Annotated in this window: 24 protein-coding genes and 1 pseudogene; 10 read left to right on the forward strand and 15 right to left on the reverse strand. The window is 63.6% G+C overall.

Features of this window, described 5'->3' with window-relative positions:
* Positions 1-73: 73 nt before the first annotated feature.
* Positions 74-874 carry a XopAW family type III secretion system calcium-binding effector gene (gene xopAW / locus ACL9RJ_RS30385; protein WP_042936147.1) on the forward strand — a complete coding sequence of 267 codons (801 nt, stop codon included), beginning with the start codon at positions 74-76 and terminating at the stop codon, positions 872-874.
* Positions 875-1,040: 166 nt separating this feature from the next.
* Here the strand turns inward: xopAW and ACL9RJ_RS30390 are convergent.
* From ACL9RJ_RS30390 to ACL9RJ_RS30415, 6 genes and pseudogenes are all read right to left on the reverse strand, one after another.
* Positions 1,041-2,087 (reverse strand): annotated as a pseudogene (locus ACL9RJ_RS30390) (AI-2E family transporter); the annotation flags it as partial.
* Positions 2,088-2,159: 72 nt separating this feature from the next.
* On the reverse strand, positions 2,160-2,978 hold the full coding sequence (locus ACL9RJ_RS30395) for a DUF4892 domain-containing protein (protein ID WP_422765942.1): 819 nt from the start codon (positions 2,976-2,978) through the stop codon (positions 2,160-2,162).
* Between the two features lie 129 nt (positions 2,979-3,107).
* A complete protein-coding gene (locus ACL9RJ_RS30400) occupies positions 3,108-3,962 on the reverse strand; it encodes an alpha/beta hydrolase (protein WP_017127995.1) in 855 nt (284 codons plus the stop codon).
* Entirely contained in the window at positions 3,959-4,768 is an 810-nt protein-coding gene (locus ACL9RJ_RS30405) for an alpha/beta fold hydrolase (protein WP_017127994.1), read from the reverse strand. Before ACL9RJ_RS30405 ends, ACL9RJ_RS30400 begins: the two co-directional genes overlap by 4 nt.
* 111 nt (positions 4,769-4,879) lie before the next feature.
* Positions 4,880-5,323 carry a hotdog fold thioesterase gene (locus ACL9RJ_RS30410; protein ID WP_017127993.1) on the reverse strand — a complete coding sequence of 148 codons (444 nt, stop codon included), beginning with the start codon at positions 5,321-5,323 and terminating at the stop codon, positions 4,880-4,882.
* Between the two features lie 24 nt (positions 5,324-5,347).
* The gene (locus tag ACL9RJ_RS30415; RefSeq protein ID WP_422765943.1) at positions 5,348-7,003 is read right to left on the reverse strand and encodes an AMP-binding protein; all 1,656 of its coding nucleotides are present in this window, start codon (positions 7,001-7,003) and stop codon (positions 5,348-5,350) included.
* Positions 7,004-7,348: 345 nt separating this feature from the next.
* Here ACL9RJ_RS30415 and ACL9RJ_RS30420 point away from each other — a divergent pair, with 345 nt between their 5' ends.
* Positions 7,349-8,017, forward strand: a complete 669-nt coding sequence (locus tag ACL9RJ_RS30420; protein ID WP_017127991.1) for a pentapeptide repeat-containing protein — start codon at positions 7,349-7,351, stop codon at positions 8,015-8,017.
* A gap of 42 nt (positions 8,018-8,059) precedes the next feature.
* Here ACL9RJ_RS30420 and sixA read toward each other — a convergent pair whose 3' ends face one another.
* The 3 genes from sixA to ACL9RJ_RS30435 are packed head-to-tail and all read right to left on the reverse strand — an operon-like array spanning position 8,060 to position 9,888.
* Positions 8,060-8,509 carry a phosphohistidine phosphatase SixA gene (gene sixA, locus ACL9RJ_RS30425; RefSeq protein ID WP_017127990.1) on the reverse strand — a complete coding sequence of 150 codons (450 nt, stop codon included), beginning with the start codon at positions 8,507-8,509 and terminating at the stop codon, positions 8,060-8,062.
* Positions 8,506-8,841, reverse strand: a complete 336-nt coding sequence (locus ACL9RJ_RS30430) for a DUF4389 domain-containing protein (RefSeq protein WP_017127989.1) — start codon at positions 8,839-8,841, stop codon at positions 8,506-8,508. Before ACL9RJ_RS30430 ends, sixA begins: the two co-directional genes overlap by 4 nt.
* A gap of 21 nt (positions 8,842-8,862) precedes the next feature.
* Positions 8,863-9,888 carry an NAD(P)H-dependent glycerol-3-phosphate dehydrogenase gene (locus ACL9RJ_RS30435; protein ID WP_017127988.1) on the reverse strand — a complete coding sequence of 342 codons (1,026 nt, stop codon included), beginning with the start codon at positions 9,886-9,888 and terminating at the stop codon, positions 8,863-8,865.
* Positions 9,889-10,088: 200 nt separating this feature from the next.
* Here ACL9RJ_RS30435 and ACL9RJ_RS30440 point away from each other — a divergent pair, with 200 nt between their 5' ends.
* The 5 genes from ACL9RJ_RS30440 (at position 10,089) to fabB (ending at position 17,030) form a co-directional block, all read left to right on the forward strand.
* On the forward strand, positions 10,089-12,215 hold the full coding sequence (locus ACL9RJ_RS30440; RefSeq protein ID WP_422765944.1) for a TonB-dependent receptor plug domain-containing protein: 2,127 nt from the start codon (positions 10,089-10,091) through the stop codon (positions 12,213-12,215).
* Positions 12,216-12,217: 2 nt separating this feature from the next.
* Positions 12,218-13,153: an ABC transporter substrate-binding protein gene (locus ACL9RJ_RS30445; protein WP_422765945.1), complete on the forward strand. Its 936-nt coding sequence runs from the start codon at positions 12,218-12,220 to the stop codon at positions 13,151-13,153.
* Positions 13,150-15,045, forward strand: coding sequence for an ATP-binding protein (locus ACL9RJ_RS30450; protein ID WP_017127985.1), 1,896 nt, complete (start codon positions 13,150-13,152; stop codon positions 15,043-15,045). The genes ACL9RJ_RS30445 and ACL9RJ_RS30450 overlap by 4 nt, the downstream gene beginning before the upstream one ends.
* Positions 15,046-15,282: 237 nt before the next feature.
* Positions 15,283-15,798 carry a 3-hydroxyacyl-[acyl-carrier-protein] dehydratase FabA gene (gene fabA, locus ACL9RJ_RS30455; protein WP_017127984.1) on the forward strand — a complete coding sequence of 172 codons (516 nt, stop codon included), beginning with the start codon at positions 15,283-15,285 and terminating at the stop codon, positions 15,796-15,798.
* Positions 15,799-15,809: 11 nt separating this feature from the next.
* Positions 15,810-17,030 carry a beta-ketoacyl-ACP synthase I gene (gene fabB / locus ACL9RJ_RS30460; protein WP_177119642.1) on the forward strand — a complete coding sequence of 407 codons (1,221 nt, stop codon included), beginning with the start codon at positions 15,810-15,812 and terminating at the stop codon, positions 17,028-17,030.
* A 192-nt stretch (positions 17,031-17,222) separates the two neighbouring features.
* On the opposite strand, the gene ACL9RJ_RS30465 is transcribed toward fabB, so the two are convergent.
* Positions 17,223-18,851, reverse strand: a complete 1,629-nt coding sequence (locus ACL9RJ_RS30465) for a methyl-accepting chemotaxis protein (protein ID WP_017127982.1) — start codon at positions 18,849-18,851, stop codon at positions 17,223-17,225.
* Positions 18,852-19,136: 285 nt separating this feature from the next.
* On the opposite strand from ACL9RJ_RS30465, the gene ACL9RJ_RS30470 reads away from it, so the two are divergent.
* Together ACL9RJ_RS30470 and ACL9RJ_RS30475 are read left to right on the forward strand one after the other, a co-directional pair.
* On the forward strand, positions 19,137-19,553 hold the full coding sequence (locus tag ACL9RJ_RS30470; RefSeq protein WP_017127981.1) for an OsmC family protein: 417 nt from the start codon (positions 19,137-19,139) through the stop codon (positions 19,551-19,553).
* A gap of 59 nt (positions 19,554-19,612) precedes the next feature.
* Complete coding sequence (locus tag ACL9RJ_RS30475; RefSeq protein ID WP_177119641.1) at positions 19,613-20,476, forward strand: pirin family protein; 864 nt, start codon at positions 19,613-19,615, stop codon at positions 20,474-20,476.
* 476 nt (positions 20,477-20,952) lie between these two features.
* Here the strand turns inward: ACL9RJ_RS30475 and ACL9RJ_RS30480 are convergent, their stop codons facing one another.
* From ACL9RJ_RS30480 to ACL9RJ_RS30495, 4 genes are all read right to left on the reverse strand, one after another.
* Complete coding sequence (locus ACL9RJ_RS30480; RefSeq protein ID WP_017127979.1) at positions 20,953-21,681, reverse strand: dienelactone hydrolase family protein; 729 nt, start codon at positions 21,679-21,681, stop codon at positions 20,953-20,955.
* A 65-nt stretch (positions 21,682-21,746) separates the two neighbouring features.
* Positions 21,747-23,651: a molecular chaperone HtpG gene (htpG, locus tag ACL9RJ_RS30485; protein WP_042936275.1), complete on the reverse strand. Its 1,905-nt coding sequence runs from the start codon at positions 23,649-23,651 to the stop codon at positions 21,747-21,749.
* Between the two features lie 89 nt (positions 23,652-23,740).
* A complete protein-coding gene (locus ACL9RJ_RS30490; RefSeq protein ID WP_212810668.1) occupies positions 23,741-24,196 on the reverse strand; it encodes a PaaI family thioesterase in 456 nt (151 codons plus the stop codon).
* A complete protein-coding gene (locus ACL9RJ_RS30495) occupies positions 24,193-24,669 on the reverse strand; it encodes a PaaI family thioesterase (protein WP_017127976.1) in 477 nt (158 codons plus the stop codon). Before ACL9RJ_RS30495 ends, ACL9RJ_RS30490 begins: the two co-directional genes overlap by 4 nt.
* Before the next feature lie 163 nt (positions 24,670-24,832).
* Between ACL9RJ_RS30495 and ACL9RJ_RS30500 the strand changes: the two genes are divergently transcribed.
* A complete protein-coding gene (locus ACL9RJ_RS30500) occupies positions 24,833-25,078 on the forward strand; it encodes a hypothetical protein (protein WP_017127975.1) in 246 nt (81 codons plus the stop codon).
* A 243-nt stretch (positions 25,079-25,321) separates the two neighbouring features.
* Here ACL9RJ_RS30500 and brnQ read toward each other — a convergent pair whose 3' ends face one another.
* Positions 25,322-26,635 carry a branched-chain amino acid transport system II carrier protein gene (gene brnQ, locus ACL9RJ_RS30505; protein ID WP_177085263.1) on the reverse strand — a complete coding sequence of 438 codons (1,314 nt, stop codon included), beginning with the start codon at positions 26,633-26,635 and terminating at the stop codon, positions 25,322-25,324.
* Positions 26,636-26,965 lie beyond the last annotated feature (330 nt).

Consider the following 26,965-nt stretch of genomic DNA (forward strand, 5'->3'; position numbering starts at 1 on the left):
ACACCTGCCATTGGGAGTCTGCACAAGCCGGTGCACCGCCACCGGCTTTGCCAACACTTAGGGAGTGAGCACCATGATCGGTAGCGTCAGTAGTTTATTGAGCTACGTCGGCTCCAGCAGCACGACGACGGCCACCCAGCGCCAGCAACAATTCCAGAAGCAACTGCTTGCCAAGCTCGATACCAACGGCGACGGCGCCATCAGCCAGGATGAGCTGAAAACCGCCCTGGCGAACAAGCCCGACAGCAAGCTGCTGAATAACCTGAGCCAGGACTTCGCCTCGCTGGACACCGATGGCAACGGCAGCATCAGCACCGATGAACTGTCGGCGATGAAGCGTCCGGAACATGGACACCACGCCCCCGACACCCAACTGGCCGACGCCCTGCTCAAGTCCCTCGACAGCAATGGCGACGGCTCCGTCAGCAGCGACGAACTGGCGGCCGGCCTGACCAATGCCGGCAGCACCGCCGACAGCGCTTCGCTGTTCTCGGCGCTGGACAAGGATGCCAGCGGCAGCATCAGCACCGACGAACTGGCCGCCGCGCTGGCCCCACCGCCGCCACCGCCACAACAGTTGTCCGGCAGCGATCTGTTCACTCAACTGGACAGCAACGGCGATGGCAGCATCAGCCAGGCTGAACTGACCAGCGCACTACAGGGCACTGACAGCAGCACCACCACCGCCAGCACCCGCGAAACCACCAGCGCCCTGCTGCTCAAGGCCCTGGCCAATACCGGCGGCACCACCAGCACCAGCCAGACGGCCCAGGACAATATTGCCGAAGCCCTCAGCCGCCTGATGGTCGGTCTCAACAGCCAGTATCAGCAGCGTGGCGCGACGGCGACCGGCAGCACCGCTGCCGCGGCGTGATCCCCCTGTAGAAAAGGACTTGTGGGAAGCGGTGTTTGTGTGGGAGCAGGCTTCTGTGGGAGCAGGCTTCTGTGGGAGCGGGGTTGCCCGCGAAAGGGCCCGCAAAAGCACCAAAAACCCCACGGGCAAGCCCCCTCCCCCAAACCCTGCATCCGCAAGCCCAGGGCTTTTCTTCCCGCCGCCCCTGGCTCGCACTCCAGTCGAGCAGCAGGCTGTAGGCCACCGCCAACAGGGTCGGGCCGATAAACAGGCCGATAAAGCCGAAGGCGATCAATCCGCCGAATACCCCCAGCAGCACGATCACCAGAGGCAGGTTGCCGCCGCGGCTGATCAGGTAAGGCTTGAGCACGTTGTCCACGCCACTGATGATGAACGTGCCCCAGATCCCCAGGAATATCGCCATGCCGTACTCGCCTTTCCAGGCCAGCCAGGCCGTGGCCGGGATCCACACCAGCGGCGGGCCCATGGGAATCAGGCTGAGCAGGAAGGTGGCGATGCCCAGCACCAGCGCCCCGGGCACCCCGGCGATGAGGAAGCCGATCAGTGCCAGCACGGCCTGGGCCGCCGCCGTACCGATCACGCCGTTGACCACCCGCTGCACCGTACCGGCCACCAGTTCCTGGTAATAATCGGCGCGCTCGCCGATCAGCCGCTCCAGCAGGCCATGGACAAAGGCCGCCAGGCGCGGGCCGTCGCGATAGAAGAAGAACACGAAGAGAATGCTCAGGGTCAGTTCGAGAATGCCGCCGCCGATCTGCGCGCTGCGGGCCAGCAGCCAGTTGCCGACCTGCCCCAGGTAAGGCTTGATCGCCAGCATCAGCGCCGCGCCCTGCTGATCGATGGTGTTCCAGGCGCCCACCAGCCGCTCGCCGACAATCGGCACCGAGGCCAGCCAGGTCGGCGCTTCCGGCAGGCCATCGACCTGGACATCCTTGATAAAGGCCACCGCATCGCGCACATGGTCCGCCAGGTTGAGCCCCAGCCACACCAGGGGCGCGGCCACCAGCAACATCCAGCCCAGGGTCAGCAGGCCGGCGGCCAGCGACTCGCGGCCACCGAGCAGGCGCGTCAGCAGGCGCATCAGCGGCCAACTGGCAAAGGCCAGCACCGCGCCCCAGAACAGCGCCGACCAGAACGGCGCCATCACCCACAGGCTGGCGCCGAACAGCACCAGGAGCAGTATCTGCACCAACAGCCGATCATTATTGAGCATGGGGATTCCACGAAAGAGATCAGAAAGGAAAGTCTAGGCGAACACACGGGCGTGTGTCCGCCACTCCTGCCGCTACCGCAACAGTTCGAGGTGCAGGCCGCCGGTGCTGCTGTCGCCCAGTTCCAGCCGCGCGGCCCTGACACCCTTGGCCACCAGGGCCTGGCGCCAGGCTTCGGCGGCAGCCCCGGACAGGCTGACCCGCGACGTGGTATCCAGGTTCAGGCCACGGGAAATCAGGGTGACCCAGGTGTCCTGCGGCTCCCCGGCGAGTTTGGGGAAATCGAGCTTGCCGGTGTCACGCAACTCGCGCAACAGGGTCGCCGAGGTCGGCAGCAGCTCACCCAAGGGGGCGCTCGCGGCAAACTGCTCGACGTGCAGGTACGCACGGCGATTGCCCCGGGTAATGCTGTACAGCGCCACCAGCGAGTTGTCGTGCGGCGCGGCCAGGCGCAACAGCAGGTAGGCCTGCTGGTCGTCGGCGCCGGACAGCACCGCATTGCCGAAGACCTCGTTGGCCCACAGGCTGTTTTCGCCACAATCCCGTGCCTGGCACCAGAACAGCAACTGCGCGCCCTCTTTCTGCAAGGCTTCGCGGGCCGCGGTGAAGGCCTCGTTGGCGGTCCGTTCCGGCGGCAACTCGTAGGTCACCGAGGTCATCTGCCCACGGGCATTGACCTGGCCGTCGCTGCGCAAGCGGTTGCTGATCTTGCGGATCGAGCTCTGTGGATAAATCCGCTCCAGCTCGGTCGGCGCGCGGTAGTCGACGATCTGCGCGTCGGGCAGGCGCGGCACGGGCGGCAGGTCATGGCTGCCCGGTACATCGGCGGCCAGGAGCACGGAACTGAAACACGCCAGGCCCAGGGCGCTGGCAAGGGCTGTGGATAACTTCATCAAATCGGCGGCGCCTGAATGCTGGGCACTGATGCCGGAGCGTGGTGACACGAAGTCGCGGTGGTGTCGAGATCTGGCATGGTTGTCTCCCTTTCAACCCGCCAAGCCTCGACAGTTGCCGGGCGCAAGTCAAGGAATGGCGAAGAAGCGATTGAAACAGTCTGCAACAAGGACCGCCCCGGCCTCGTCGTTCAGGTGCAGATGATGGCCGCCGGGCAGCACTTGCTGGTTGAAGGGTAGCTGCTCCAGCAGACTCCGGTGCTGGGCCAGCATGCCTTGTTCGGCCACCACCAGTTGGGTCGGGCACGCCACCCGGTGAACAAAGGCCATGGCCTGTTCTTCGGTCAGGCGCAGGGGCGAGGCCAGGGTCAGGCGATTGTCGCTGCGCCAGGTGTAGCCGCCGGGCACCGGCATCAGCCCGCGCTGGGCCAGCAGTTCGGCGGCTTCGCGACTGACCGCCACCAGGCCTTTCATGCGCGCCTCGACGGCCAGGTCGAGGGTCTTGTGCAGCGACTTGCGCTTGTCCTGCAGTTTCAGTTGCGCCTGCAGGGCCATGCCCAGGCGCTCGGCGGCATTCTCGCCCTTGGCCGTCGGCGGGATCACCCCGTCGATCAGCGCCAGGTGCGTGACCCGCTCGGGCAATGCGCCGGCCAACACCACCGAGACGATCGCCCCGAGGGAATGCCCGAGCAGGCCGAAACGCTGCCAACCCAGTTGTTCCGCCACCTGCAACACATCATGGACGTAGTCCCACAGGGCATAGCCGGCACCGACCGGACGGTGCCCGGAATGCCCGTGACCGGCCATGTCCAGGGCGATGATGCGCAGCCCCTTGAGCCGGGGTGCCAGGCGCGCAAAGCTGTTGGCGTTGTCCAGCCAGCCGTGCAGGGCGATCACCGGCAGGCCGTCTTCCGGACCGAACAGGTGGGCCGCCAGCTCGATATGCGGCAGGCTCAGGCGGACTTCCTCGACCGCCGTGCTCATGCCCGGCGTCCTTCGGCGGCACGCCGCTGCCAGCGGGTGAAAATGTCCTTGAGCAACTGGGCGGTGTCCTGCGGGCGTTCCAGGGGAAACATGTGACCTCCGGGCATGCTCAGGGATTCGCCCAGGGGCAGGCGTCCCACGGAACGGGTGTGATGACGCATCACCACGCGGCTCGAACGGCCACGCACCACCGCCAGCGGCACCTTCAGGTGCCGGGCCAGGCCCGGGCTGGTATGGGGCACGCCGCGGTAGATACTGATTTCGGTGGCCGGGTCGAAGCTCAACCGCAGGCGATCGCCCTCGGGGCGCAAGCCATGTTGCAGGTAGGCATCGAAGCATTCCGGGTCGAAACCGCGAAACAGGGTCTTGCCGGAAAAATACTGGCGGGCCGCTTCCAGGTCGGCGAACTCCTCGCGTCGCCCCAGGGTACGCCCGGCCGGGGTCAGGCGGTCGATAAAGCCCAGGCGCTTGGCCGCGCGGATCACCCACTGGTCGGCGCGGGTCAGTACCGGTGAATCGAGCATCACCAGGCCTTTGTAGAGTTGCGGGCAGCGCAGGGCCGCGTGCAGGTGCAGGACCCCGCCCAGGGAATGGCCGACGCCCCAGACCGGTTCGGGCTGCTGTTCGAGGTGATGGATCAGTTCGTCGACCAGGTTGCGCCAGTTGTCGTCCACCGGGAAACGCGGGTCATGGGCATGCTGTTGCAGGTGTGCAACCTCATACTCCGGCGACAGGGCGGCGAACAGCTTGCCATAGGTGCCCGAAGGAAACCCGTTGGCGTGGGCGAAGAACACATGTTGCGACATACCGGAACCACTTCATGGAAAACAGGTGTTCATTGTCGGCAGGACGTCCGCCGCCAGCAATGACCGTAACTGCCAGGAATGATGACAGTCCGGCCATGGCCATGGCGCCTGTCAGCGGTTCGGCGGCGTCTGTCCCAGCGGCACTACCGCCATGGTCAGGCGCGAGACGCAGTTGGTCTTGCCCTCGTCGCTGCTCAGGCGGATATCCCAGACATGGGTGGTGCGGCCGATATGGACCGGCGTCGCCACCGCCGTCACCCGTCCGCTGCGCACGCCGCGCAGATGGTTGGCATTGATTTCCAGGCCGACGCAGTAGTACTGGCTGGTGTCGACACACAGGTAGCTGGCCATCGAGCCGACGGTTTCCGCCAGCACCACCGAGGCGCCGCCATGCAGCAGGCCGAACGGCTGGTGAGTACGGTGGTCGACCACCATGCTGGCGGTCAGTGACTGCTCGTCAAAGGCTTCGAAGCGAATGTCCAGCACTTCGCTGATGGTGTTCTTCGCCGAGGCATTGAGTTGGTCGATATTCGGAACGGTGCGCCACAGGGCCATCTTGCAATCCTCAGTTTTTATTTGTCATTCCTGCCACAACACGGGCTGCCCGTGCTCGCTCCACGCCTGGAACCGTGCGCCGTAGCACTGCTCGATCACCGGGCGCTTGAGCTTCAGGGTCGGCGTCAGAAAGCCGTTTTCAACCGCCCAACTATCTTTCACCACCACCAGCGCACGCAAGCGCTGATGTTTGTCGAGGGCCTGGTTGACCTCCTCCAGCAAGGTTTCCAGCCCTGCCTGCAAGCTCGCCCGGGGAACCTGGGCAGCTGCGGCCGAGAGCACGCAGAGGCCCAGCGGGGCCGGCAAGCCGTCACCGACGACGCAGACCTGTTCGAGCCAGGTATTGGCCGCCAGGAGGTTCTCGATGGGCGCCGGGGCCACGTACTTGCCCTTGCTGGTCTTGAAGATTTCCTTGAGCCGCCCGGTCAGCCGCAGATTGCCCAGGGCATCCTGTTCCCCCTTGTCGCCGGTGCGCAGGAAACCCTCCTCGGTCAGGGCTTCGGCCGTCTTGAGCGGATCCTTGTAATAACCGAGCATGGTCGCGCCGCTGCGAACCAGCACCTCGCCCTGCTCGTCAATCCGCACCTCCACGCCCGGACAGGGCTGGCCGATCCACCCCGACACATGCTGGCCGCCCCGGCAGACATGGGAGTAGCCGCTGTTTTCGGTCATGCCATAGACCTCGCGCACCTCCAGCCCGAGGCGCCGATACCAGTGCAGCAGCTCCCGCGTCACCGGTGCCGCGCCGGACAGCGCGACGCGCAGGGCATCCAGCCCCAGCCCGGCGAGAACCTTGCGGCCGACCTGCCGCCCGAGCAGCGGCAGGCGCAGGAGCAGGTCCAGTCGCGCCGGCGCGATCCTTTCATGGACGCCCATCTGGAATTTGCTCCAGATCCGCGGCACGCCGAACATCGCCGTCGGCCGCGCACGCCTGAGATCGACCAGGAAAGTGTCCAGGCTTTCGGCGAAAAACACCGTCTGCCCGGTGAAGAGCGACGCCAGCTCGACAAACATCCGTTCGGCCACATGGCACAGCGGCAGGTATGACAGCAGCCGGTCTTTTTCCCCCAGGCCGAACAGCCCAATCGCATGATTGGCGGCAAACGACAGGGTCGCGAAGCTGTGCATCACGCCTTTGGGCTGGCCGGTGGTGCCGGAGGTATAGATCACCGTCGCCAGTTGCTGCGCGGCGGGCAGCGGGTCGTCCTGGATCGGCGAACAGGCTTGCAGGTCGGCCCAGCGGAAATCGAAATCCCCCGCCGGGCACAGGGGCAGGCTGATGGTCGGCAGGCCGGCGGGAAGCCCCGGCTGCATGGCCGGCCAGTCATCGAGCTTGCCGATAAAGGCCAGCGCGGCCTCGGCGTGCCCGAGCACCTGGGCGACGGAGTCGGCCGTCAGGTTGGGGTACAGCGGCACCGAGACATGGCCGGCCATCCAGATCGCCAGGTCGGCAATGATCCAGTGGGCACAATTCTTCGAGATGATCGCCACATGGCTGCCCTGGGGCAACTCCCGGGCCCGCAGCCAGTGGGCCGCGCAACGTGCCTGGTGACCGACCTCGGACCAGCTCAGGGTCTGCACCTCGCCTCCGCCCAGCGGCTGGACCAGGTAAGCCTGGCGGGGATGGCGAGCTTCGCGCTCGTAGAAGACTTCCAGGGGCAAACGAAAAGCGGCAGACATAAGACTCCCTCCCTTGTTCTTATTCCGGATAAAAACCAACCAAGCACTTGCTTGGCCGACTATTTCACGGGCACGCCGACACCGCAAGCCCGGCGATATCGTTCCCGGTCGGGAAAAACGGGTGGAATCTGATAGCAGGCCGACGGCGGATCGCGTCGAATTTCCGGTTTCCCAGCCCCTTACGAGACGTTCATGTCAACGATAGGCAGCCTTTTTCGAAGCTTGATCCCTGTCCGCAGCCCACGAACACAGCAGGCACAGCAGCCGGTATCGCCCGCATCGCCGGCGCACGCGCACCGGCAGCCCATGCCGGGAGCCTTTGCGGCAGCCCCCCTCGAACAGCACATGGCCGTGCTGGGACTCAAGGACTGTCTGTCGTCGGCGCAGGCGTTCCTCGGCGGCGTTCCCGACCTGCGCCGTTACCCCCTGGGTGGGCTGCTGGAATTGATGGTGGCCTGCACCGGCCGTTTTCCCGGCATCCTGCAAAGCTGGGACGGTGTGCCGCTGGAAGGCGGCGGACGGGTGTCCCTGCATGTGGAAAAGAAGCTGTTCGACCTGCGGGTGCCGTCCACGCTGTCGCCGTCACTGACCCGGGCGATGAAGCTGTGCGCCTTGAATATCGCGGCAAGCGGCCGATATCCGGGGGACGCGCTGCCCTTCCACGACGTCGATACCCGGCTGCCGTTGAGGAACTGGCACAAGGACGCCATCTGCCAGGTGCTGCGCACGCTGCAGGTGACCAACGTCAACATGATCGGGGTCGACCTGAGTGGCGGCGACCTGGCGGGAGTGCGTTTTTTCGGCCAGTACCACGGAGCGAACTTCATGGCCGCCAATCTCAAGGGCGCCCTGTTGTCGAGTGGCTTCAAGGGCAACAACTTCGATCATAGCGACCTGCGCCACGCGATGTTCTCGGGGTACTTCGAGCACTGCACCTTCAAAGGCGCCAAGGTCAATACGGTGACCTTGAAACAGGCCAGGACCGAGCTGATCGGCGCGGTACTGACGCCATGAGGTAACGGACGGCGCCCGCTTCCGGCGCCGTCCACGAGCCTGTCAGGGGTGACGGACGCTGTTGAGGGTCATGCCACCGGCCAGCGGCCAGTCGCCTTCCAGCTCCGCCAGGCTGGCGGTGCTCATCGGCTGGGCAGTGCGCAGGTGGCCGTCTTCGAGCAATCCGATCAGGCTGCCCACCAGCGGTTGATGGCTGACCAGCAGCAGGTTGTCGGGCGTATCCAGGTGCTCCAGCACCCTCGACGGATGGGTCTCGGGGGTCAGCCAGGGCACCGTGATGATCTCCGGCTCGAACCCCAGGGCTTCGCGTACCAGTTGCGCGGTCTGCTGGGCCCGGACATAGGGGCTGGCATAGATTGCCGTCAGTGGCTGACCGATCAGGTGCGCAGCACTGCGCAGCACTTCCTTGCGGCCATGGGCGGTGAGGTTGCGCTCGGCATCGCTGCGCACCTGCGGCTCGGCTTCACCATGACGCAGCACCCATAACTTCATAGCTTGGGTTCCTCGTCACGGGCCGGGTGGGCAGCCGGCGGCACGCTGTGCGGGGCTTCGCCCTCGGGCGCGCGGGGTGTCGGCCAGTCGGCGAACGGCCAGGGTTTCTGGTCGCTGTGGAAGCTGCCGAAACGGCCGATCTGGGCGAGGTACTGGCTCAGGCTGTCACCGAAGTTCATCAGGTTGCCGCTTGGCGCGCCATAGACCAGCCGGTAGATCAGTTGCACCAGCACCAGGGCGCCGAGGATGAATTGCGTGACCTGCCAGACCAGCAGGAACAGCAGCATCCACACCACGCGCAACACAATGGATTCGTACTTGGCTTCGTTCATGTCTTGCTCCTGTCCCGTGGATCAGTTGAAACCGCTGGTGGAAATGAAATCGACATCGGTCTTCGGCTCACCGCGCATCAGCAAGGCGATCACCTGGTCGAGGGTACGCCCTTCGAACAGAATCGCGTGCAACCCGGCCACCAGCGGCATATAGACCCCCAGTTCCTGGGCCTTGGCCTTGAGCACCTTGAGCGTATTGACCCCTTCGGCCACTTCTCCCAGGCGGGTCACCGCGTCTTCCAGGCTCAGGCCCTGGCCCAGGGCGAAACCGACCTGGTAGTTGCGGCTCTTGGGCGAGGAACAGGTGACGATCAGGTCGCCGACCCCGGCCAGGCCGAGGAAAGTCATCGGGTTGGCGCCCTGGCTCACGGCAAACCGGGTCATTTCCGCCAGGGCCCGGGTAATCAGCATGCTCTTGGTGTTCTCGCCCATGCCCAGCGCCACCGCCATGCCGGCAATGATCGCGTAGACGTTCTTCAATGCCCCGCCCAATTCGACGCCAAACCGGTCGGCGCTGGCATAGACGCGGAAAGTCCGCCCGTGCAGCGCGGCCTGGACCCGGGTGCAGAGTTCTTCGTCTTCACTGGCGACCACGGTGGCGGTCAACGCATGCTCGGCCACTTCACGGGCCAGGTTCGGCCCCGACAACACGCCGATCCGCGCCTGCGGGGCAATGTCTTCGAGGATTTCGCTCATCAGCTTGAAGGTCTGCGCCTCGATGCCCTTGGTCAGGCTCACCAGCAACTTGCCGCTCAGTTGCCCGGCATGGGGCGCCAGCACGCTGCGCAAGGCGCTGGATGGCAGGGCGACAAAGAACAGCTCGCAGCTTTCGAGGGTCGCGGCCAGGTCGGTGACCGGCTCGACCGCCGGATGAATCTTGATGCCCTTGAGGTAACGCGGATTCTCGCGATTGACACGAATGGCCTCGGCCTGTTCAGGGTCGCGCATCCATTGGCGGACGCGATGCCCGTTCTCGGCCAGCAGATTGGCCACGGCGGTCCCAAAACTCCCGCCTCCCAGGACCGCGATAGGGTGCTGTTCAGTCATATGCAATCCGTTTATACCAATGGCGATGGCCGCATTATACGGAGCCACCCGGCGGCAGCCAGTCCCAAACGCATTCGGCGCAAAGGGCTCTGACACAAGGATTTGTCCGAATTTGCAGACAGAATGCAGGCCCTGTGCCATGGCAAACCCGCCCGGCTCGGTTAACATGCGCGGCTATTATCTGTTATCAAGGCTGAACCGTGTACTTTGGCCCTCCCCTCACGCGTTCCCCCATGCTCCTGGCGCTGTTGCTCAGCAGCCCGGTGCTGGCCGACGACCTGTTCCTGGAAAACCAGCCGCTGCCCGAGGTATTGACCGCCACGCGCCTGAAACAATCCCCGGCCTCGGTGCCCGGCAGCATGACCGTGATCGACAACGAGCTGATCAAGGCCAGCGGCGCCCGGGATATCGCCGAACTGCTGCGCCTGGTGCCGGGCATGATGGTCGGCTACACCAACGGCAACCAGGCGGCGATCAACTACCACGGGACCGACGCCGCCAACGCCCGGCGCATGCAGGTGCTGATCGACGGGCGCTCGGTCTACCGGGCCGGGCTGGCGACGGTGGACTGGAGCGATATCCCGGTGGCCATGGAGGATATCGAGCGCATCGAAGTCTTCCGGGGGCCGAACACCGTCAGCTACGGCGCGAACGCGCTGATGGCGGTGGTCAACATCCTGACCAAGTCCCCCGGCAGCACCCACGGCTCGCGCATCAAGGTCACCCGCGGCGAACGCGGCATCAATGACTGGTACGCCAGCGAGGGCACCGGCTGGGAAACCGGCGACCTGCGCCTGTCGATGTCCGGCCAGCAGGACGACGGTTTCGACAGCGACCGTGTCGGCGCCGACTACCGCGACAGCCGGCGCCTGAACCGCTTCAACCTGTCGGTCAGCCAGATGCTCAATGAAAGCCAGAGCATCGACTGGCAGTTGAACGCCAAGGAAGGCACCAACCAGCGGCCATATACCTACAAGGCGGTGTTCCCGGAGATCCAGGAAGCAGGCGACAACTCCGATGTGGTGGCCAAGGATTACGCCGGTTCCCTGCGTTGGAACCTGGATATCAGTCCGCAGCACAGCCTCTACATCCAGGGCTCGGCCCAGCACTGGGATCGCCAGCAAGTCTGGCGCGCCTGTGACGCCAAGGTGTCGTTCAGCCCGCAGTTGACCCAGCTGTGGCAGCTCAATCCCAACTACGCGGAAAACCTGGCGCGCAACATGAATCGCTACACCGTGGGCAGCCCGCCTCCCGGCGCCGCCGCGGAGCAAACACTGGCCAGGCAGGTTCTGGACCAATGGTTCAATCAAGGCGCCAGCCAAGCGGTCTGCGGCGATATCGACCAGAGCACCCGCGAGACCCGCTACGACCTGGAACTGCAGGACACCCTGAGCCTGTCGGACAGCCTGCGCCTGGTCAGCGGCATGAACTATCGTTATGACCGGGCAGACTCCGAGACCTACTTCAATGGCACCGTCGACGACAACACCTGGCGCCTGTTCGGGCAGTTGGAGTGGCGCGCCAGCGAACACTGGTTGTTCCAGGGCGGCGCCATGTACGAAAACGCGCAACTGACCGGTGACTCATTGACCCCGCGGTTTGCCGTCAACTACCTGATCAATCCGCGACACGGCTTGCGTGCCGTGTATTCCGAGGCCATCCGTTCGCCGGATATGTTCGAGAACAACGTCAACTGGAGCTACCGGGTGACCAACCTCGATTCACCGACCTACGGCCAGACCAGCGGCCAGTATTTCGTCAAGACCCGCGGCCCGGGCAACCTCGACAAGGAGCGGATGCGCTCGCGGGAACTGGGTTACAACGGTTTCTTCACGGATATCGGGCTGAGCCTCGACGTGAAACTGTTCTACGACGAAATCACCTCGATGGTCAGTTCGCCGCTGCGCAACAACCAGTACATCGCCAGCAATGCCAACAGCGCCCGCTTCAGCGGTACTGAAACCCAGCTCGACTGGCACCTGAGCGCCGCCGACCGGCTACGCCTGACCTATGCCTATGTCGATACCCAGGCCAGCAATCCTACCGACGAACAGTTCACCGCCCGCAACAGCGGCTCCGCCGGCTGGATGCGCGACTGGGGCGCGGGCTGGTCGAGCGCGCTGTTCTATTACGGCGACGACGCGATCAACCAGTATCGTTTCCAACGGGTCGACCTGCGGGTCGCCAAGCGCATCCCCTTGCGCAAGGCCAGCCTGGAGCTGTCGGGGGTCGTGCAGCAACGCCTGGATGACCAGCCCGTCACCTGGCCCGACAACAACTACGAGCAGCGCCAGGTGTTCTACTTCAGCGCCGAGCTGGAATTCTGAGCATGGACGACCGTCAGTCAAGGATGACATCAGCCTGCGGAGCCTGGCTCGGCAAGCTGGCCAGCGGCCTGCTGGTGCTGCTTGTACTGATTGTCCAGGCCCGGGCCGCCGATGTGCTGCTCACCGGCGCCGAGGACAGCTCCGGGGTACAGGCCTTTACCAGCGCCCTGGCGCAACAGCGTCCCGAGGACCGGGTACGCTTCGTGCCTTTCGGGCAACTGCCGCCGCCGAGCCAACTGCCGCCAGGGACACGCCTGATCCTGCTCGACCCGCCCAGCCTCGACTGGCGCCTGGGCGATCGCCAGGGTCCGTCCACCCTGGTCTTGCGCATCAGCCGCCTGCAAGCGCGCCAGCGCCTCGGCGAACAGTTGCCGAACCAGCTCAGCCTGCTCTGGAGCGATCCACCGCCCTCGCGACAATTGCACCTGATCAACGCGGTGTTGCCGCAGGCGCGACGGGTCGGCGTGCTGTATGACGATGACAGCGAGTTCCTCCTCGCGGAACTGCGTCAGGCGGCCCAGCCGCTGGGACTGGAAATCGTCCCCCAGCGCTGGGACGACACCGCCGACAGCCGCCCCCTGCAGAACCTGTTGCGCGGCAGCGACGTGTTGCTGGGGATCGACGATGCGACGCTGTACAACCCGAAGACCGCGAAAAACCTGTTGCTCAGCAGCTATTCCCGGCAGTTGGCGCTGATCGGGCCGAACGCCGGCTTCGTCAAGGCCGGCAGCCTGGCCAGCAGCTACAGCGACCAGAACGACTGGCTGGCGATCCTCGACAAGCTGCTCGACCAATCCCCCAACAGCTGGCCGCGTACGCTCTACCCCCCGCGTTTCAAAATACTGAGCAATCCGCAGGTTGCCCGCTCGCTGAGCCTGGAGCCGATCGACGAAGTCTCGGTCGCCACCCGGCTGGCCGAAGGAGAATCCCACCCATGAACCTGCGCCGGCACTGGGGCATCAACGCCCGTACCCAGATGATCAGCCTCGGCCCGGCCCTGCTGCTGACCCTGTTGCTGATCAGCTTCTTCACTTTCGTGCGGATCCAGGACCTGCGCCAGGAACTCAATCACACCGGCCAGTTGATCGCCAACCAGTTGGCACCGGCCACGGAGTACGGTGTCATATCTGGTAACAATGAAGTGCTCGAAAGCCTGATGAAGGCCAGCCTGACCACTCCGCATGTGCGTTTCCTCGAAGTCCAGGACCGCAGCAACAACATCCTGGTCTATGTCGAGCAACCCTCGGAAAGCCATAGCCGCGCGCAACAGGTCGAAGTGTTCCAGGCCCCGGTGCGCCTGCAACGCATCCAGCTCGACAGCGATTTCCTGCAAGGCACCAGTGGCGCCGCCGTGGCCGCGGGCGAGGATTACCTGGGGCGGGTGATCGTCGGCATGTCCAACGACGCCTTCAACCAGCGCCAGCAGGAAATCCTGCTCAAGGCCGGGATCCTGGCGCTGTTCGCCCTGCTCTTCACCTTCCTGCTGGCCCGCCGCCTGGCGGCCAACCTGTCGCAGCCGATCAGCGCCATGGGCCACGCGGTCAAGGCCATCCAGCAGGGTGACTACAAGACCCCGCTGCCGGTGCCAGATGACACCGAGCTCGGCGACCTGGCGCGGCATATCAACAACCTCGCCACCGGCCTCGAACAAGCCAGTCGCGAACAGCACCAGGCCATCGCGCAACTGATCCAGACCCGCGAGGAAGCGGAACGGGCCAACAATGCCAAGTCCGACTTCCTGGCCATGATGAGCCACGAGCTGCGCACCCCGATGAACGGCGTACTGGGCATGCTGCAACTGCTCGAAACGACGGAGATGACCGACGAACAGGCCGAGTACGCGACCCTCGCCTCGGAGTCCACCGAGCACCTGCTCAAGGTCATCAATGACATCCTCGATTTCTCGCGGATCGAGCGCTCGGCCCTGGAACTGGAACATATTCCTTTCGGCCTCGGCGAGCTGATCAGCAGCTGTGCCCAGGCCTTCCAGCACAGTGCCGTGCAACGCGGGCTGCAACTGAACCTGCAGTTCCCGCCGGGCCTGCACAACCTGCAGGTCAAGGGCGACCCGACACGGATCCGGCAGATCCTGGTCAACCTGGTCGGCAATGCGCTGAAATTCACCGAGCACGGCAGCGTCAGTATCGAGCCGGCCTGGCAGGGCCTGGACGATGAGGTGATCTGGTTCAGTTGCACGGTGCGCGACAGCGGCATCGGCATTTCCGCCGAACGGCTGGAACTGATGTTCAATGCCTTCCAGCAGGCCGACAGCTCGATCTCCCGGCGTTATGGCGGCACCGGCCTCGGCCTGCCGATTGCACGGACCCTGGCCGAGCGCATGGGCGGCACCCTGCATGCGCGCAGCGAAGAGGGCCAGGGTTCGGTGTTCACCCTGGAAATCCCCCTCGCCCTGTACCGCCAGGTCGAGCCCGAGGCCTTGCCGCAGCTGCTGGCCGGCCACGGCGAAGGGCGCAAGGTCCTGCTGGTGGAGGACAACCCGGTGAACCAGACCGTCATCGAAGCCATGTTGCGCAGCCTGGGCTTCGAGGTCAGCCTGGCCCATGACGGCATCGAGGCGGTCGAGCTGGCGAAAACCGGCGATTTCGCGGCAATCCTGATGGACTGCCGGCTGCCGCTCGTCGACGGCTACGAGGCCACCCGGCAGATCCGCCAATTGCCCGACGGCGCGCAGTTGCCGATCATCGCCCTGACCGCCAACGCCTTGCAGGGCGACCGCGAGCAGTGCCTGGTGGCGGGCATGAACGATTACCTGGCCAAGCCCTTCAAACGCACTGATCTGCAACAGATTCTGCGGCGTTGGGTACCTTGAATACGATGTGCGACTGGCGTGAAAGGCGAAAGTGCGGCAGTCTTAGGCACCCAAACGAGCCATGAAACCGGCTTGAATAATAATTTCAGTGCACAAGTGTACATTCATGTCCCTTGTGCTGTGACTTTCACTACAACGCAATAGTCTATGAGTAGGCTGTCGATTCGAGGCATGAAGGCTTCGATCGGCCGGGAAGATTTGCCCCACCCTGCCGCATGGGATTATTGAGGAGCTCGCATGACCAAACAAAACGCCTTTACCCGGGAAGATCTGCTTCGCTGCAGTCGCGGTGAGCTGTTCGGCCCAGGTAACGCGCAACTGCCCGCCCCGAACATGCTGATGGTGGATCGCATCACCCATATCAGCGAAGAGGGTGGCAAGTACGGCAAAGGTGAATTGGTCGCCGAGCTGGATATCACCCCGGACCTGTGGTTCTTCGCCTGCCACTTCGAAGGCGATCCGGTGATGCCGGGCTGCCTGGGCCTCGATGCCATGTGGCAACTGGTCGGCTTCTTCCTCGGCTGGCAGGGCCTGCCGGGCCGCGGCCGCGCGCTGGGTTCGGGCGAAGTGAAATTCTTCGGCCAGGTCCTGCCGACCGCCAAGAAGGTCACCTATAACATTCAGATCAAGCGCGTCCTCAAGGGCAAGCTGAACCTGGCCATCGCCGACGGTTCGGTGACGGTCGACGGTCGCGAGATCTACACCGCCGAAGGCCTCCGGGTCGGCGTTTTCACCTCCACTGACAACTTCTAAGGGTTATCCGCATGCGCCGCGTCGTTATCACTGGTCTGGGCATCGTTTCGTGCCTGGGCAATGACAAAGAGACCGTCTCCGCTAACCTGCGTGCAAGCCGCCCTGGCATCCGCTTCAACCCGGAATATGCCGAAATGGGTCTGCGTAGCCAGGTTTCCGGCTCCATCGACCTCAACCTCGAAGAACTGATCGATCGCAAGATCTATCGCTTCGTCGGCCACGCGGCGGCTTATGCCTACCTGGCCATGAAGGACGCGATCGCTGACTCCGGCCTGACCGACGAGCAGGTTTCCAACCCGCGTACCGGCCTGGTGGCCGGCTCCGGCGGCGCATCGACCCTGAACCAGATGGAAGCGCTGGATATCCTGCGCGAAAAAGGCGTGAAGCGCGTCGGTCCATACCGCGTGACCCGCACCATGGGCAGCACTGTTTCCGCGTGCCTGGCCACGCCGTTCAAGATCAAGGGCCTGAACTACTCGATCTCCTCCGCCTGCGCCACCAGTGCCCACTGCATCGGTACCGCGCTGGAGCAGATCCAGATGGGCAAGCAGGACATCGTCTTCGCCGGCGGCGGTGAAGAAGAGCACTGGAGCCAGTCGTTCCTGTTCGACGCCATGGGCGCCCTCTCCACCCAGTACAACGACACGCCGGAAAAGGCCTCCCGTGCCTACGACGCCAAGCGTGACGGTTTTGTCATCGCCGGCGGCGGCGGCATGGTCGTGGTCGAGGAGCTGGAACACGCCCTGGCCCGTGGCGCGAAGATCTACGCCGAAATCGTTGGCTACGGCGCGACGTCCGATGGCTACGACATGGTTGCGCCAAGCGGCGAAGGTGCCGTGCGCTGCATGCAGATGGCAATGGCCACCGTTGACGGTCCGATCGACTACCTGAACACCCACGGCACCTCGACTCCGGTCGGCGACGTCGCGGAAATGAAGGGCGTGCGTGAAGTCTTCGGCGGCAAGGCCCCGGCCATCAGTTCGACCAAGAGCCTGTCCGGTCACTCCCTGGGCGCCGCCGGCGTTCACGAAGCGATCTACTGCCTGCTGATGATGGAAGGCAAGTTCATTGCCGGTTCCGCCAACATCGACGAGCTGGACCCGGAAGTCGCCGACCTGCCGGTACTGACCAAGACCCGCGAAAACGTCGAGCTGAACAACGTGATGAGCAACAGCTTCGGCTTCGGTGGCACCAACGCCACCCTGGTCCTGAAGCGCTGGCAGGGCAAGTAAGCCCGGCCTGATCGCGAGATGAAAAACGCCCCGACCGGTTCGGGGCGTTTTTTTTGCCTGAAATACCAGCCCCGCTTGTGTGGGAGCCGGCTTGCCCGCGAATGGCGCGAAGCGGTATTTCAGATACAGCGCATTATCGTTCTTCGTGGGCAAGCCCACTCCCACAAATCTGTGCCACAGGCCACGGCGCTCTTACACCGAGAAGCGTGCCACCAGGCCGTTGAGGTCCACCGCCAGCCGTGACAGCTCCTGGCTCGCCGCACTGGTCTGGTTGGCCCCGGCCGAGGTCTGCAGGGCCAGGTCGCGGATATTCATCAGGTTGCGGTCCACCTCCCGCGCCACCGCCGCCTGCTCCTCCGAGGCGCTGGCAATCACGATATTGCGCTCGTTGATCAGGGTGATCGCCGTGGCGATCTCATCCAGGGCATCGCCTGCGGCCTTGGCCACTTCCAGGGTCGAACGGGCCCGGCCATTGCTTTTCTGCATGGCGCTGACCGCCTGCTCGGTGCCCTGCTGGATCGCCCCGATCATCTGCTCGATTTCCTGGGTCGATTGCTGGGTACGATGGGCCAGCCCGCGCACCTCATCGGCCACCACGGCGAAACCGCGCCCGGCCTCCCCGGCCCGGGCCGCCTCGATGGCCGCGTTCAACGCCAGCAGGTTGGTCTGCTCGGCCACCGAACGGATCACCTCCAGCACCTTGCTGATGCCATAGACCTTCTGCGCCAGGTCCTCGACCTGCAGCACATTGCCACTGACGTCATCGGCCAGCGACTCGATGGACAGCACCGCCTGGCGTACCTGTTCGCGGCCATGCTGGGCAATCCGGTCGGACTCGCGCGAGGCCTCGGACGTCGCCACCGCGTTGCTCGCCACTTCCTCCACTGCCGCAGTCATCTGGTTGACCGCGGTGGCCGCCTGCTCGATCTCCAGGCTCTGCTGGTGCAAGCCACGGGTGGCATCCTCGGTGACGCAACTGAGCTCTTCGGAAGCGGAGGCCAACTGGCTGGAAGAATCGGAAATCTGCCGGATCGTCTCCCGCAGGCGCTGCTGCATGTCCTTGAGCGCCGCCTGCAGGCGCGCCGGCTCGTCGTGGCCGTCGACATCGATCACCGCGGTCAGGTCGCCGGAGGCCACCACCTCGGCCACCCCCAGCGACTGCGCCAGCGGCAGGACGATGCTGCGGGTCAGCAGCAGCGCGAGGCCGACGGTGATCAGAGCGGTCAGGGCAATCATCCCGGCGACCCAGATCCGCGAGCGACTGAACACGGCCTGGGCCAGGTCCGTGGCCTGGGTGGCATGGTGCTTGTTGAGTTCCACCAGCTCATGCAGGGTCGTGGCCATTTCATCGGCCAATTGGTTCATCTCGCCGTTGACGATACGCACCGCGTCTTCGAGCCGCCCCTCTCCGGACAAGGCCATGACCTGCTGCTGGCGCTGGAGGTATTGCTGCTCGACGCCCTTGAAACGCTCGAACATCTCCTGCTCCCGAGGCAACGACATCAGCGCCTCATAACGCCCCTGCGCCTTGTCCAGGCCGCTTTTCAGTTGATTGAGCTTGGCTTCGTTCTCCGCCAGGGCCTGGGGATCGCGGTTGAGCAGCAGGCGCAGGGTCAACGCCCGGACCCGCAGCAGATCCTGGCTGATCTCGCCGACCGCCATCACACTGGGCAACCAGTTGGTTTCCACCGCTTCGGACTGCTGGCGCATATTGCCCATCTGCAACAGGGCAAAGCCGCCCAGCAGGCACACCATCAACGCCAGCAGGCCAAACCCCAGGCCCGCCCGTGGCGCTATGTTCAAACTCCGGATACTGCTCATCGCTTCGGCTCCCTCCGCAAGACTTCATGTAAAAAACTTCGCTCACAACGGTTTCGTCGCAAAACTTCGGCAAAAAACGCGGCATCCACCCGCTATCACGCTGTCTTCAACGGTAGAGGCATTTGCAACATTTGCGTTAGACGAAAGCGTGATATCAAAGCGCCCAAGAAGTCCGATATGCGCTCCACAAGGGCGTGCGGACGCGAAAAAAGCTGAACACCGCCCCGGTGGAGTGTTCTATAAGGTTCAGGGTCTTTTCCCGTCACTCTCTGCCTGAGGTATGTCATGACCATCACCATCAACACCGAATCGAGCGAAGGTTTTCTTCACAGCGTGCAGATCGATGATCACCAGCTGTTCGCCGATGTGCCCAGAACCGCCGGTGGCGAAGGCTCCGCGCCGGAACCCCACGACTACTTCGACGCCGCCCTGGGTGCATGCAAGGCCCTGACCCTGAAGCTCTACGCGCAGAAGAAAGGCATCCCGCTGACCGGCGTCACGGTCGAGGTCAAGCGCGACAACAGCCAGGAGCAGAAGGGCAAATACGGCCTGCTGGTCAAGCTCACCCTCAAGGGCGTGCTGAGCGATGCCCAGCGCGATGAGCTGCACAAGGTCGCCGACCGCTGCCCGATCCACAAATTGATGACCACCAGCGAAGTCAGCATCGAAACCCTGCTGTCCGAAGGCGCCTTCAGTCAGTAAGGGCGGCGGCGAAAAAGCGGGTTATGCTCTGCGCATTGCCCGCCGAGCCTGGAAGCCCCATGAACACACCGTTGGTGATTCGTCCTCGCGCCGAGGATGTCGAAGGTCAACCGATCCTGCGTCCCCTGCCCTCGGCCCAGTGCCGCAGCGTCGGGCCTTTCGTGTTTTTCGACCATATGCTGGAAACCCGCTATCCACCGGGCAGCGGCATGAATATCCGGCAGCACCCGCATATCGGCCTGTCGACCCTGACCTACCTGTTCGAGGGCGAACTGCTGCACAAGGACAGCCTCGGTTCCGAGCAGCGGGTAGGCCCCGGCGAAGTCAGTTGGATGACCGCCGGCAGCGCCATTGCCCACGTCGAGCGGACGCCGGCCGAACTGATGGCCAGCGGTTCGGCCCTGCATGGCCTGCAGGTCTGGCTGGCATCGCCCAGGGAGCATGAACAGGGACCGGGGCACTACAGCCATCACCCCGCCGCCAGCCTGCCCACCAGCGACAACCTGGGGGTGAGGATCCGCCTGATCGCCGGCAGCGGCTTCTGTCTGACGTCACCCGTGCCGGTGCTGTCGCCCACGGTCTATGCCGAGGTGTGGATGGACACGGCAACCACCCTGCTGATCCCCGATGAACACGAGGAACGGGCGTTGTACGTGCTGGACGGCGAGGTCGAGCTGGACGGTGAGCCGTTGGCGCCGCGCAGCCTGGTGGTGCTGCCGGGCGGGGAAAGTCCCACGCTGTTCGCCGCGGGCGAGTGTCATCTGGTGATGATTGGCGGGGCGCCGCTGGATGGACCACGGCGGATGAACTGGAACTTCGTCGCCAGCGATCCGGCCTTGATCGATCAGGCGCGGGCACGCTGGGCGGCCGGGGACTGGCCGACGGTCCCGGGGGAAAGCGAGCGGATCGCCCTGCCGCGGTAGGTCGGGGGACCGCGTTATCGTTCTTCGCGGGCAAGCCCGCTCCCACAGGGACCCCGTCTGGCGCGAAACTGTGGGAGCCGGCTTGCTGGCGATGGCGTCCGGATGGGCGCCGTGGGGCTCAAGGGCCTCATCGCGGGCAAGCCCGCTCCTACAGGGCCCCCCCGTCTGGCGCGAAACTGTGGGAGCCGGCTTGCTGGCGATGGCGTCCGGATGGGCGTCGTGGGGCTCAAGGGCCTCATCGCTGGCAAGCCAGCTCCCACAAGGGATCGCGCCGCGCCGCGATTCAGCGACCAAACACAAAACCCGTGGGAGCCGGCTTGCTGGCGATGGCGTCCGGATGGGCGCCGTGGGGCTTAAGGACCTCATCGCTGGCAAGCCAGCTCCCACAAGGGATCACGCCGCGGTTCAGCGACCGAACACAAAACCCGTGGGAGCCGGGCTTGCCCGCGAAGAGGCCGTCAGGGCTGCGACAAGAGTCAGCCCTTGAACACTTCTTCCAGCAGGTTATGCATCGAGACGAAGGCGCGGCTGGCGGTCTTCGCGTCGTACATCATCTTGCCCGGTACGTTGGCATGCGGATCGGTGAAGGAGTGCACCGCACCGCCGTAGCTCAACAGCTGCCAATCGACACCGGCGGCGTTCATCTCGTCCTCGAATGCCGGCAGCTGTTCCTTCGGCACCAACGGGTCGGACGCGCCGTGCAGCACCAGGACCGCGCCCTTGATGTTCCGCGCATCCGCCGGGTTCGGCGTATCCAGGGTGCCGTGGAACGACACCGCCGCTTTCAACGGCGCGCCGGTACGGGCCAGTTCCAGCGAGCAGCAACCGCCAAAGCAGAAACCGAAGGTCGCCAGTTTCGACTTGTCGACCGCCGCCAGGCCCTGCCCCTGCAACGCCTCGAACGCAGCCTGCATGCGCTTGCGCAGTTCGGCCCGGTCGTTCTTCAGCGGCATCATCGCCGCACCCGCCTCGTCGCCGTTCTGCGGGCGAACCGACTGCCCGTAGAGGTCAGCAATCAGCACCACATAACCCTTGGCAGCCACGGCCTCGGCAATCTTTTCCGCGCCGGCGCTGACACCCATCCAGTTGGGTGCCATCAACAGCCCCGGGCGCGCGCCCTGGTGGCTGGCATCGAAGGCCAGGCGACCCTCGTAGGACTGGCCATCAATCTGATAGACCACAGAACTCACAGTGATTTGGCTCATTGCACACTCCGCAAGGACATCTGGAAATTAAAAAACCCGCCGAAGCGGGTTTTTCTACAGCGTGATCAAACCGACAGTTCAACCAGCAGCTTGTTCAGTCGGCGCACGTAGGCCGCCGGGTCCTTCAAGCTGTCGCCGGCCGCCAGGGCCGCCTGGTCGAGCAGGATATGGGACAGGTCGCCGAAGCGGTCTTCGTCCGGCTCGGCATCGAGCTTCTCGATCAACGGGTGGGTCGGGTTGAATTCGAAGATCGGCTTGGAGTCCGGCACCTTCTGCCCGCTGGCTTCGAGGATCTGGCGCATTTGCAGGCCCAGGTCCTGTTCACCGATGGCCAGGATCGCCGGCGAGTCGGTCAGGCGGTGGGAAACCCGCACTTCGCTGACAGCGTCGCCCAGGGCGGTCTTGAGGCGCTCAACCAGGCCTTCCTTGGTCTTGGCGACTTCCTCGGCAGCCTTCTTGTCCTCTTCCGAGTCCAGGTTGCCCAGGTCCAAGTCACCCCGTGCCACGTCGACAAAGCTCTTGCCGTCGAATTCGTTGAGGTAGCTCATCAGCCACTCGTCGATGCGATCGGTCAGCAGCAGCACTTCGATGCCTTTCTTGCGGAAGACTTCCAGGTGCGGGCTGTTCTTGACCTGGGCGTAGGTTTCGCCGGTCAGGAAGTAGATCTTGTCTTGGCCTTCCTTGGCGCGTGCCAGGTACTCGGCCAGGGACACCACCTGCTCGCCTTCTTCGCCCTGGGTAGAGGCGAAACGCAGCAGGCCGGCGATTTTTTCCTTGTTGGCGAAATCTTCGGCCGGGCCTTCTTTCATGACCTGGCCGAAGTTCTTCCAGAAGCCCTTGTATTGCTCGGGCTCGTTCTTCGCCAGTTTTTCCAGCATGTCGAGGACACGCTTGGTCAGCGCCGATTTCATCGAGTCGATGATCGGGTCTTTCTGCAGGATTTCTCGCGATACGTTCAGGGACAGGTCGTTGGAGTCGACCACGCCCTTGATGAAGCGCAGGTACAGCGGCAGGAAGGACTCGGCCTGGTCCATGACAAAGACGCGCTGGACGTACAGCTTGAGACCTTTCGGTGCCTCGCGCTGGTACAGGTCGAACGGCGCACGGGCCGGCACGTAGAGCAGCGAGCTGTATTCCAGCTTGCCTTCGACCTTGTTGTGGCTCCAGCTCAGCGGGTTCTCATAGTCATGGGCGATGTGCTTGTAGAACTCCTGGTACTCCTCGTCCTTCACCTCGGTGCGCGGACGGGTCCACAGGGCACTGGCACGGTTGACGGTTTCCCATTCCAGCGCCGGTTTCTCTTCGCCTTCGGCGGCCGCGGTTTCTTTCGGCAGTTCGATCGGCAGGGCGATATGGTCGGAGTACTTCTTGATGATATTGCGCAGGCGCCAGCCATCGGCGAACTCGTCTTCACCGGACTTCAGGTGCAGGACGATGCGGGTGCCGCGGTCAGCTTTCTCCACGGTGGCGACTTCGAACTCGCCCTCGCCCCTGGAAGACCAGTGCACGCCTTCGCTGGCCGACAGGCCGGCACGGCGGCTGAACACTTCGACCTGGTCGGCGACGATAAAGGCCGAGTAGAAGCCCACGCCGAACTGGCCGATCAGGTGCGAATCCTTCTTCTGGTCGCCCGAGAGGTTCTTCATGAAATCGGCGGTGCCCGACTTGGCGATTGTCCCCAGGTGGGTGATCACATCGTCGCGGCTCATGCCGATACCGTTGTCTTCGAGGGTGACGGTCTTGGCGTCCTTGTCGAAGCTCACGCGGATTTTCAGTTCGGCGCCACCTTCCAGCAACTCAGGCTTGGACAGGGCTTCGAAACGTAATTTGTCGACGGCGTCGGAGGCGTTGGAGATCAATTCGCGAAGGAAGATTTCCTTGTTGGAATACAGCGAATGGATCATGAGGTGCAGCAGTTGCTTCACCTCGGTCTGGAAGCCCAGGGTTTCCTTTTGAGTTTCCACACTCATGGTCATCAAACTCCAATTGGATGGCAGTGGCCGCCCCCCTGAGGGTTGGCGGCGGGTTGTCATCAAAGTTGGGGGCTATGGTGGGGATTTCAAGTGCTGGGGAGTGTTTCCTCGATCTTGAAGTGGGCCCGGGCGGTGGCAATCGGCTCGGCCTCGGTGCTCTGCCAGGCGGTAATGGCGACATTCGCCACCCGTCGGCCCTGGCGACATACCTGGCATTTGGCATAGGTATCGCGAAACTGCCCGGCACGCAGGTAGTCGAGGGAGAAGTCGATGACCTTGGGCACCCCGGGCGAACCGGTGAAGACCAGCAGGTGCAGGGCGGCCGCCAGTTCCATGAAGCCGGCGATGACACCACCATGGATCGCCGGCAACAAAGGGTTACCAATATTTTCCCTGTTCGCCGGCAGGCGGAACAGCAACTCGTCCCCCAGGCGGGAGCATTCGATGCCGATCAGCTTGGCGTAGGGAATCCGTTGCAGGAGCTGGCCATAGTCGCCTTGCTGGTGTGCCTGCTGGAGCAGGTCCTTGAAGTCGTTGCTCATGCCGCTCCTCCGTTGATCGAGCCACCGAAGCGCTGGCTGCCCTTGATACCCTTGCCCATGCGCATGAAGGTCCCGACCACATGGGCGATGGGGTTTGCCGGATCATCCTGGTAGGCAAAACCGCGGGCAAAAATGATGTCGCGGGTGACTCGGTAGCATTCGGCGAAGCCGTAGACGTCCTGGCCCGGCTGCGCGGGGTGCATGTAGTCGATCCGCAGGTCGAGGGTCGGACAGACTTCGAACTCGGGCAGGACGCACAGGGTCGCCATGCCACAGGCGGTGTCCATCAGCGACGTCAGGGCACCGCCATGGATCACGCCGCTCTGGGGATCACCGACGATCTGCGGGCTGTAGGGCAGGATCAAGGTCAATCCACGGGTATCGGCACTGTGCAGGGACAGGCCGAGAACCTGGCAATGCCGCAGTGCACCGAGAAAACGCGTGGCGCGCTCAAAAACGGGGTTCTCACTCATGGAATGAACATCTCATATCAATATCGGCGACGATAAAATCTGCACAATTGGTAAAAGTTCCGCACCGGGAATAGTTATATATCTTTGCAAATCAAGGAACTTAACCCTTGGGCTCGGGTTCGAAAGGCCAGTAGTAACTATTTCCACAAAGGAGCAATACCCCATGCGTAAGACTTTAGCTATTGCCTTGATGCTGACCGCTTCTCTGGGTCTCGCTGCCTGCGATAAAAAATCAGAGGACAAAGCTCAAGACGCAAACCAGCACGCCGAGCAAGCTCAGCAAAAAATGAACGAAGCCCAGGATAAGGTGAACGACGCAGCGAAGGAAAACGCCGAAGCTGCCAAAGCTCAGGCTGAATCCAACAAGGCGGCTGCCGAAGAGGCCAATAAAGAAGCCACCGGTTCTTGAGTCATTGGAGTTTCTTCCTTTGCGGAAGAACTCAGGTTGCAAAAGAAAGCCCGCCTTGTGCGGGCTTTACTTTGTCCGTCGGTTAACTTTCCTACAGATTATTCCAATATCCTGGGATGCAACTACTGAAGTCCTGTGGATAACAGTCCATCGGGACAAGAGCCAAAGCAAAAGCCCCCGGTCGTTATCCGACACGGGGGCTTTTTTCACTTATCCACAACCCGTTCGTGACGGGCGCAGACCTCAGGCCAGCGCTTCGCTGCGTTTCCCGAGCAGACGGTCAATCACCACGACCACCACCAGCATGATCACCGAAGGCACCAGCCAGGCCAGCCCCTGCTCGCTCAGCGGCAGGTGGGACAGTTGCGTCGGCATCCAGTCGGCCAGGCCCGCACCCTTCAGCGCATCGACCATCCCGAACAGGAACGACACCAGCATCACCGGCCCGACGATACGTCCCTGGGCGTGCCAGAACGACTGGCAGAAGCTCAGCGCCACCAGGGCAATGCAGGGCGGATAGATCGCCGTCAGCACCGGAATCGAGAACGCGATCAGCTTGGTCAGCCCCAGGTTCGACACCAGCAGCGAAAACGCCGCCAGGATGATCACCAGGGTCTTGTACGACAGCGGCAGCACCCGGCTGAAGTACTCGGCACAGGCACAGGTCAGGCCGACTGCCGTCACCAGGCAGGCCAGGGAAATCAGCACCGCCAGAAAACCGCTGCCCAGGGAGCCGAAGGTGTGTTGCACGTAGGCATGCAACACCGCCGCCCCGTTGGTGGCACCGACCGCCACTTCATGGCTGCCCGAGCCCAGGCGGAACAGGCTGATATACACCAGCGCCAGGCCGACACCGGCGATCAGACCGGCGATGATCGCGTAGCGGGTGATCAACCGTGGCGACTCGACACCGCGCGAGCGGATGGCGTTGACGATGACGATGCCGAACACCAGGGCACCGAGGGTATCCATGGTCAGGTAGCCATTGATAAAGCCCTGGGAAAACGGCGCGGCCACGTATTCAGGTGTGGCGGTACCGATATCCCCCGCCGGCAGGGCAAACGCCGCGATGCCCAAGACCGCCAGGGCAATGATCTTCAACGGGGCGAGAAAGCGCCCGACGGTATCCAGCAGGCGCCCCGGGTAGAGGGAGATGAAGAACACCAGCAGGAAATACACCGAACTGTAGAGGAACAGTGCCAGCGGGCTTTCACCGGTCAAGGGCGCCAGGCCGACTTCAAAGGACACGGTCGCGGTACGTGGCGTGGCGAACAACGGGCCAACCGCCAGGTAGCAGACCGCGGCCAGCAGGCCACCGGCAAGCTTGCCGATCGGGCTGCTCAAGGCGTCCATGGCGCCGCCGACCTTGGCCAGGGCAACGACGGTGACGACCGGCAGGCCAACCGCGGTAATCAGGAAACCCAGCGCCGCCATCCAGACATGGGGTCCGGACTGCAGGCCGACGATAGGGGGGAAGATGATGTTACCGGCCCCGACGAACAGGGCAAAGGTCATAAAACCAAGTGCCAGGATGTCCTGGCCTTTCAACACTTTCATTTAAGGAAATACCACACTGCTGAATCGGAATTTAGAGAGGGATTTCCCGTGGGGTGGGGGAAATGCTGTCGACCCGTTTGAGGTTGACCCGTTTAGCGCGCCGTTCCCTTTTGGGGAGCAAACGCAAAATGGCTGCCAGACTAACGAATTTGCGCGGCAAACGCACTGTTAGAGGGCATGTTGTCCGATAAGCGACACTTCCCTGTCGCGTTTTCGTATGAAATCGGTACAGCCTGTAGTGACACCTTCGCGGGGGAAAGGCATCCCCCCAACTCCGCCTCCTCCACCCCAAAACCCTTGGGAGGGGGTTGTTCCCTCGAAAGAGAATAC

Source organism: Pseudomonas sp. Mn2068 (assembly GCF_049319725.1).
Lineage (GTDB): Bacteria > Pseudomonadota > Gammaproteobacteria > Pseudomonadales > Pseudomonadaceae > Aquipseudomonas > Aquipseudomonas gingeri.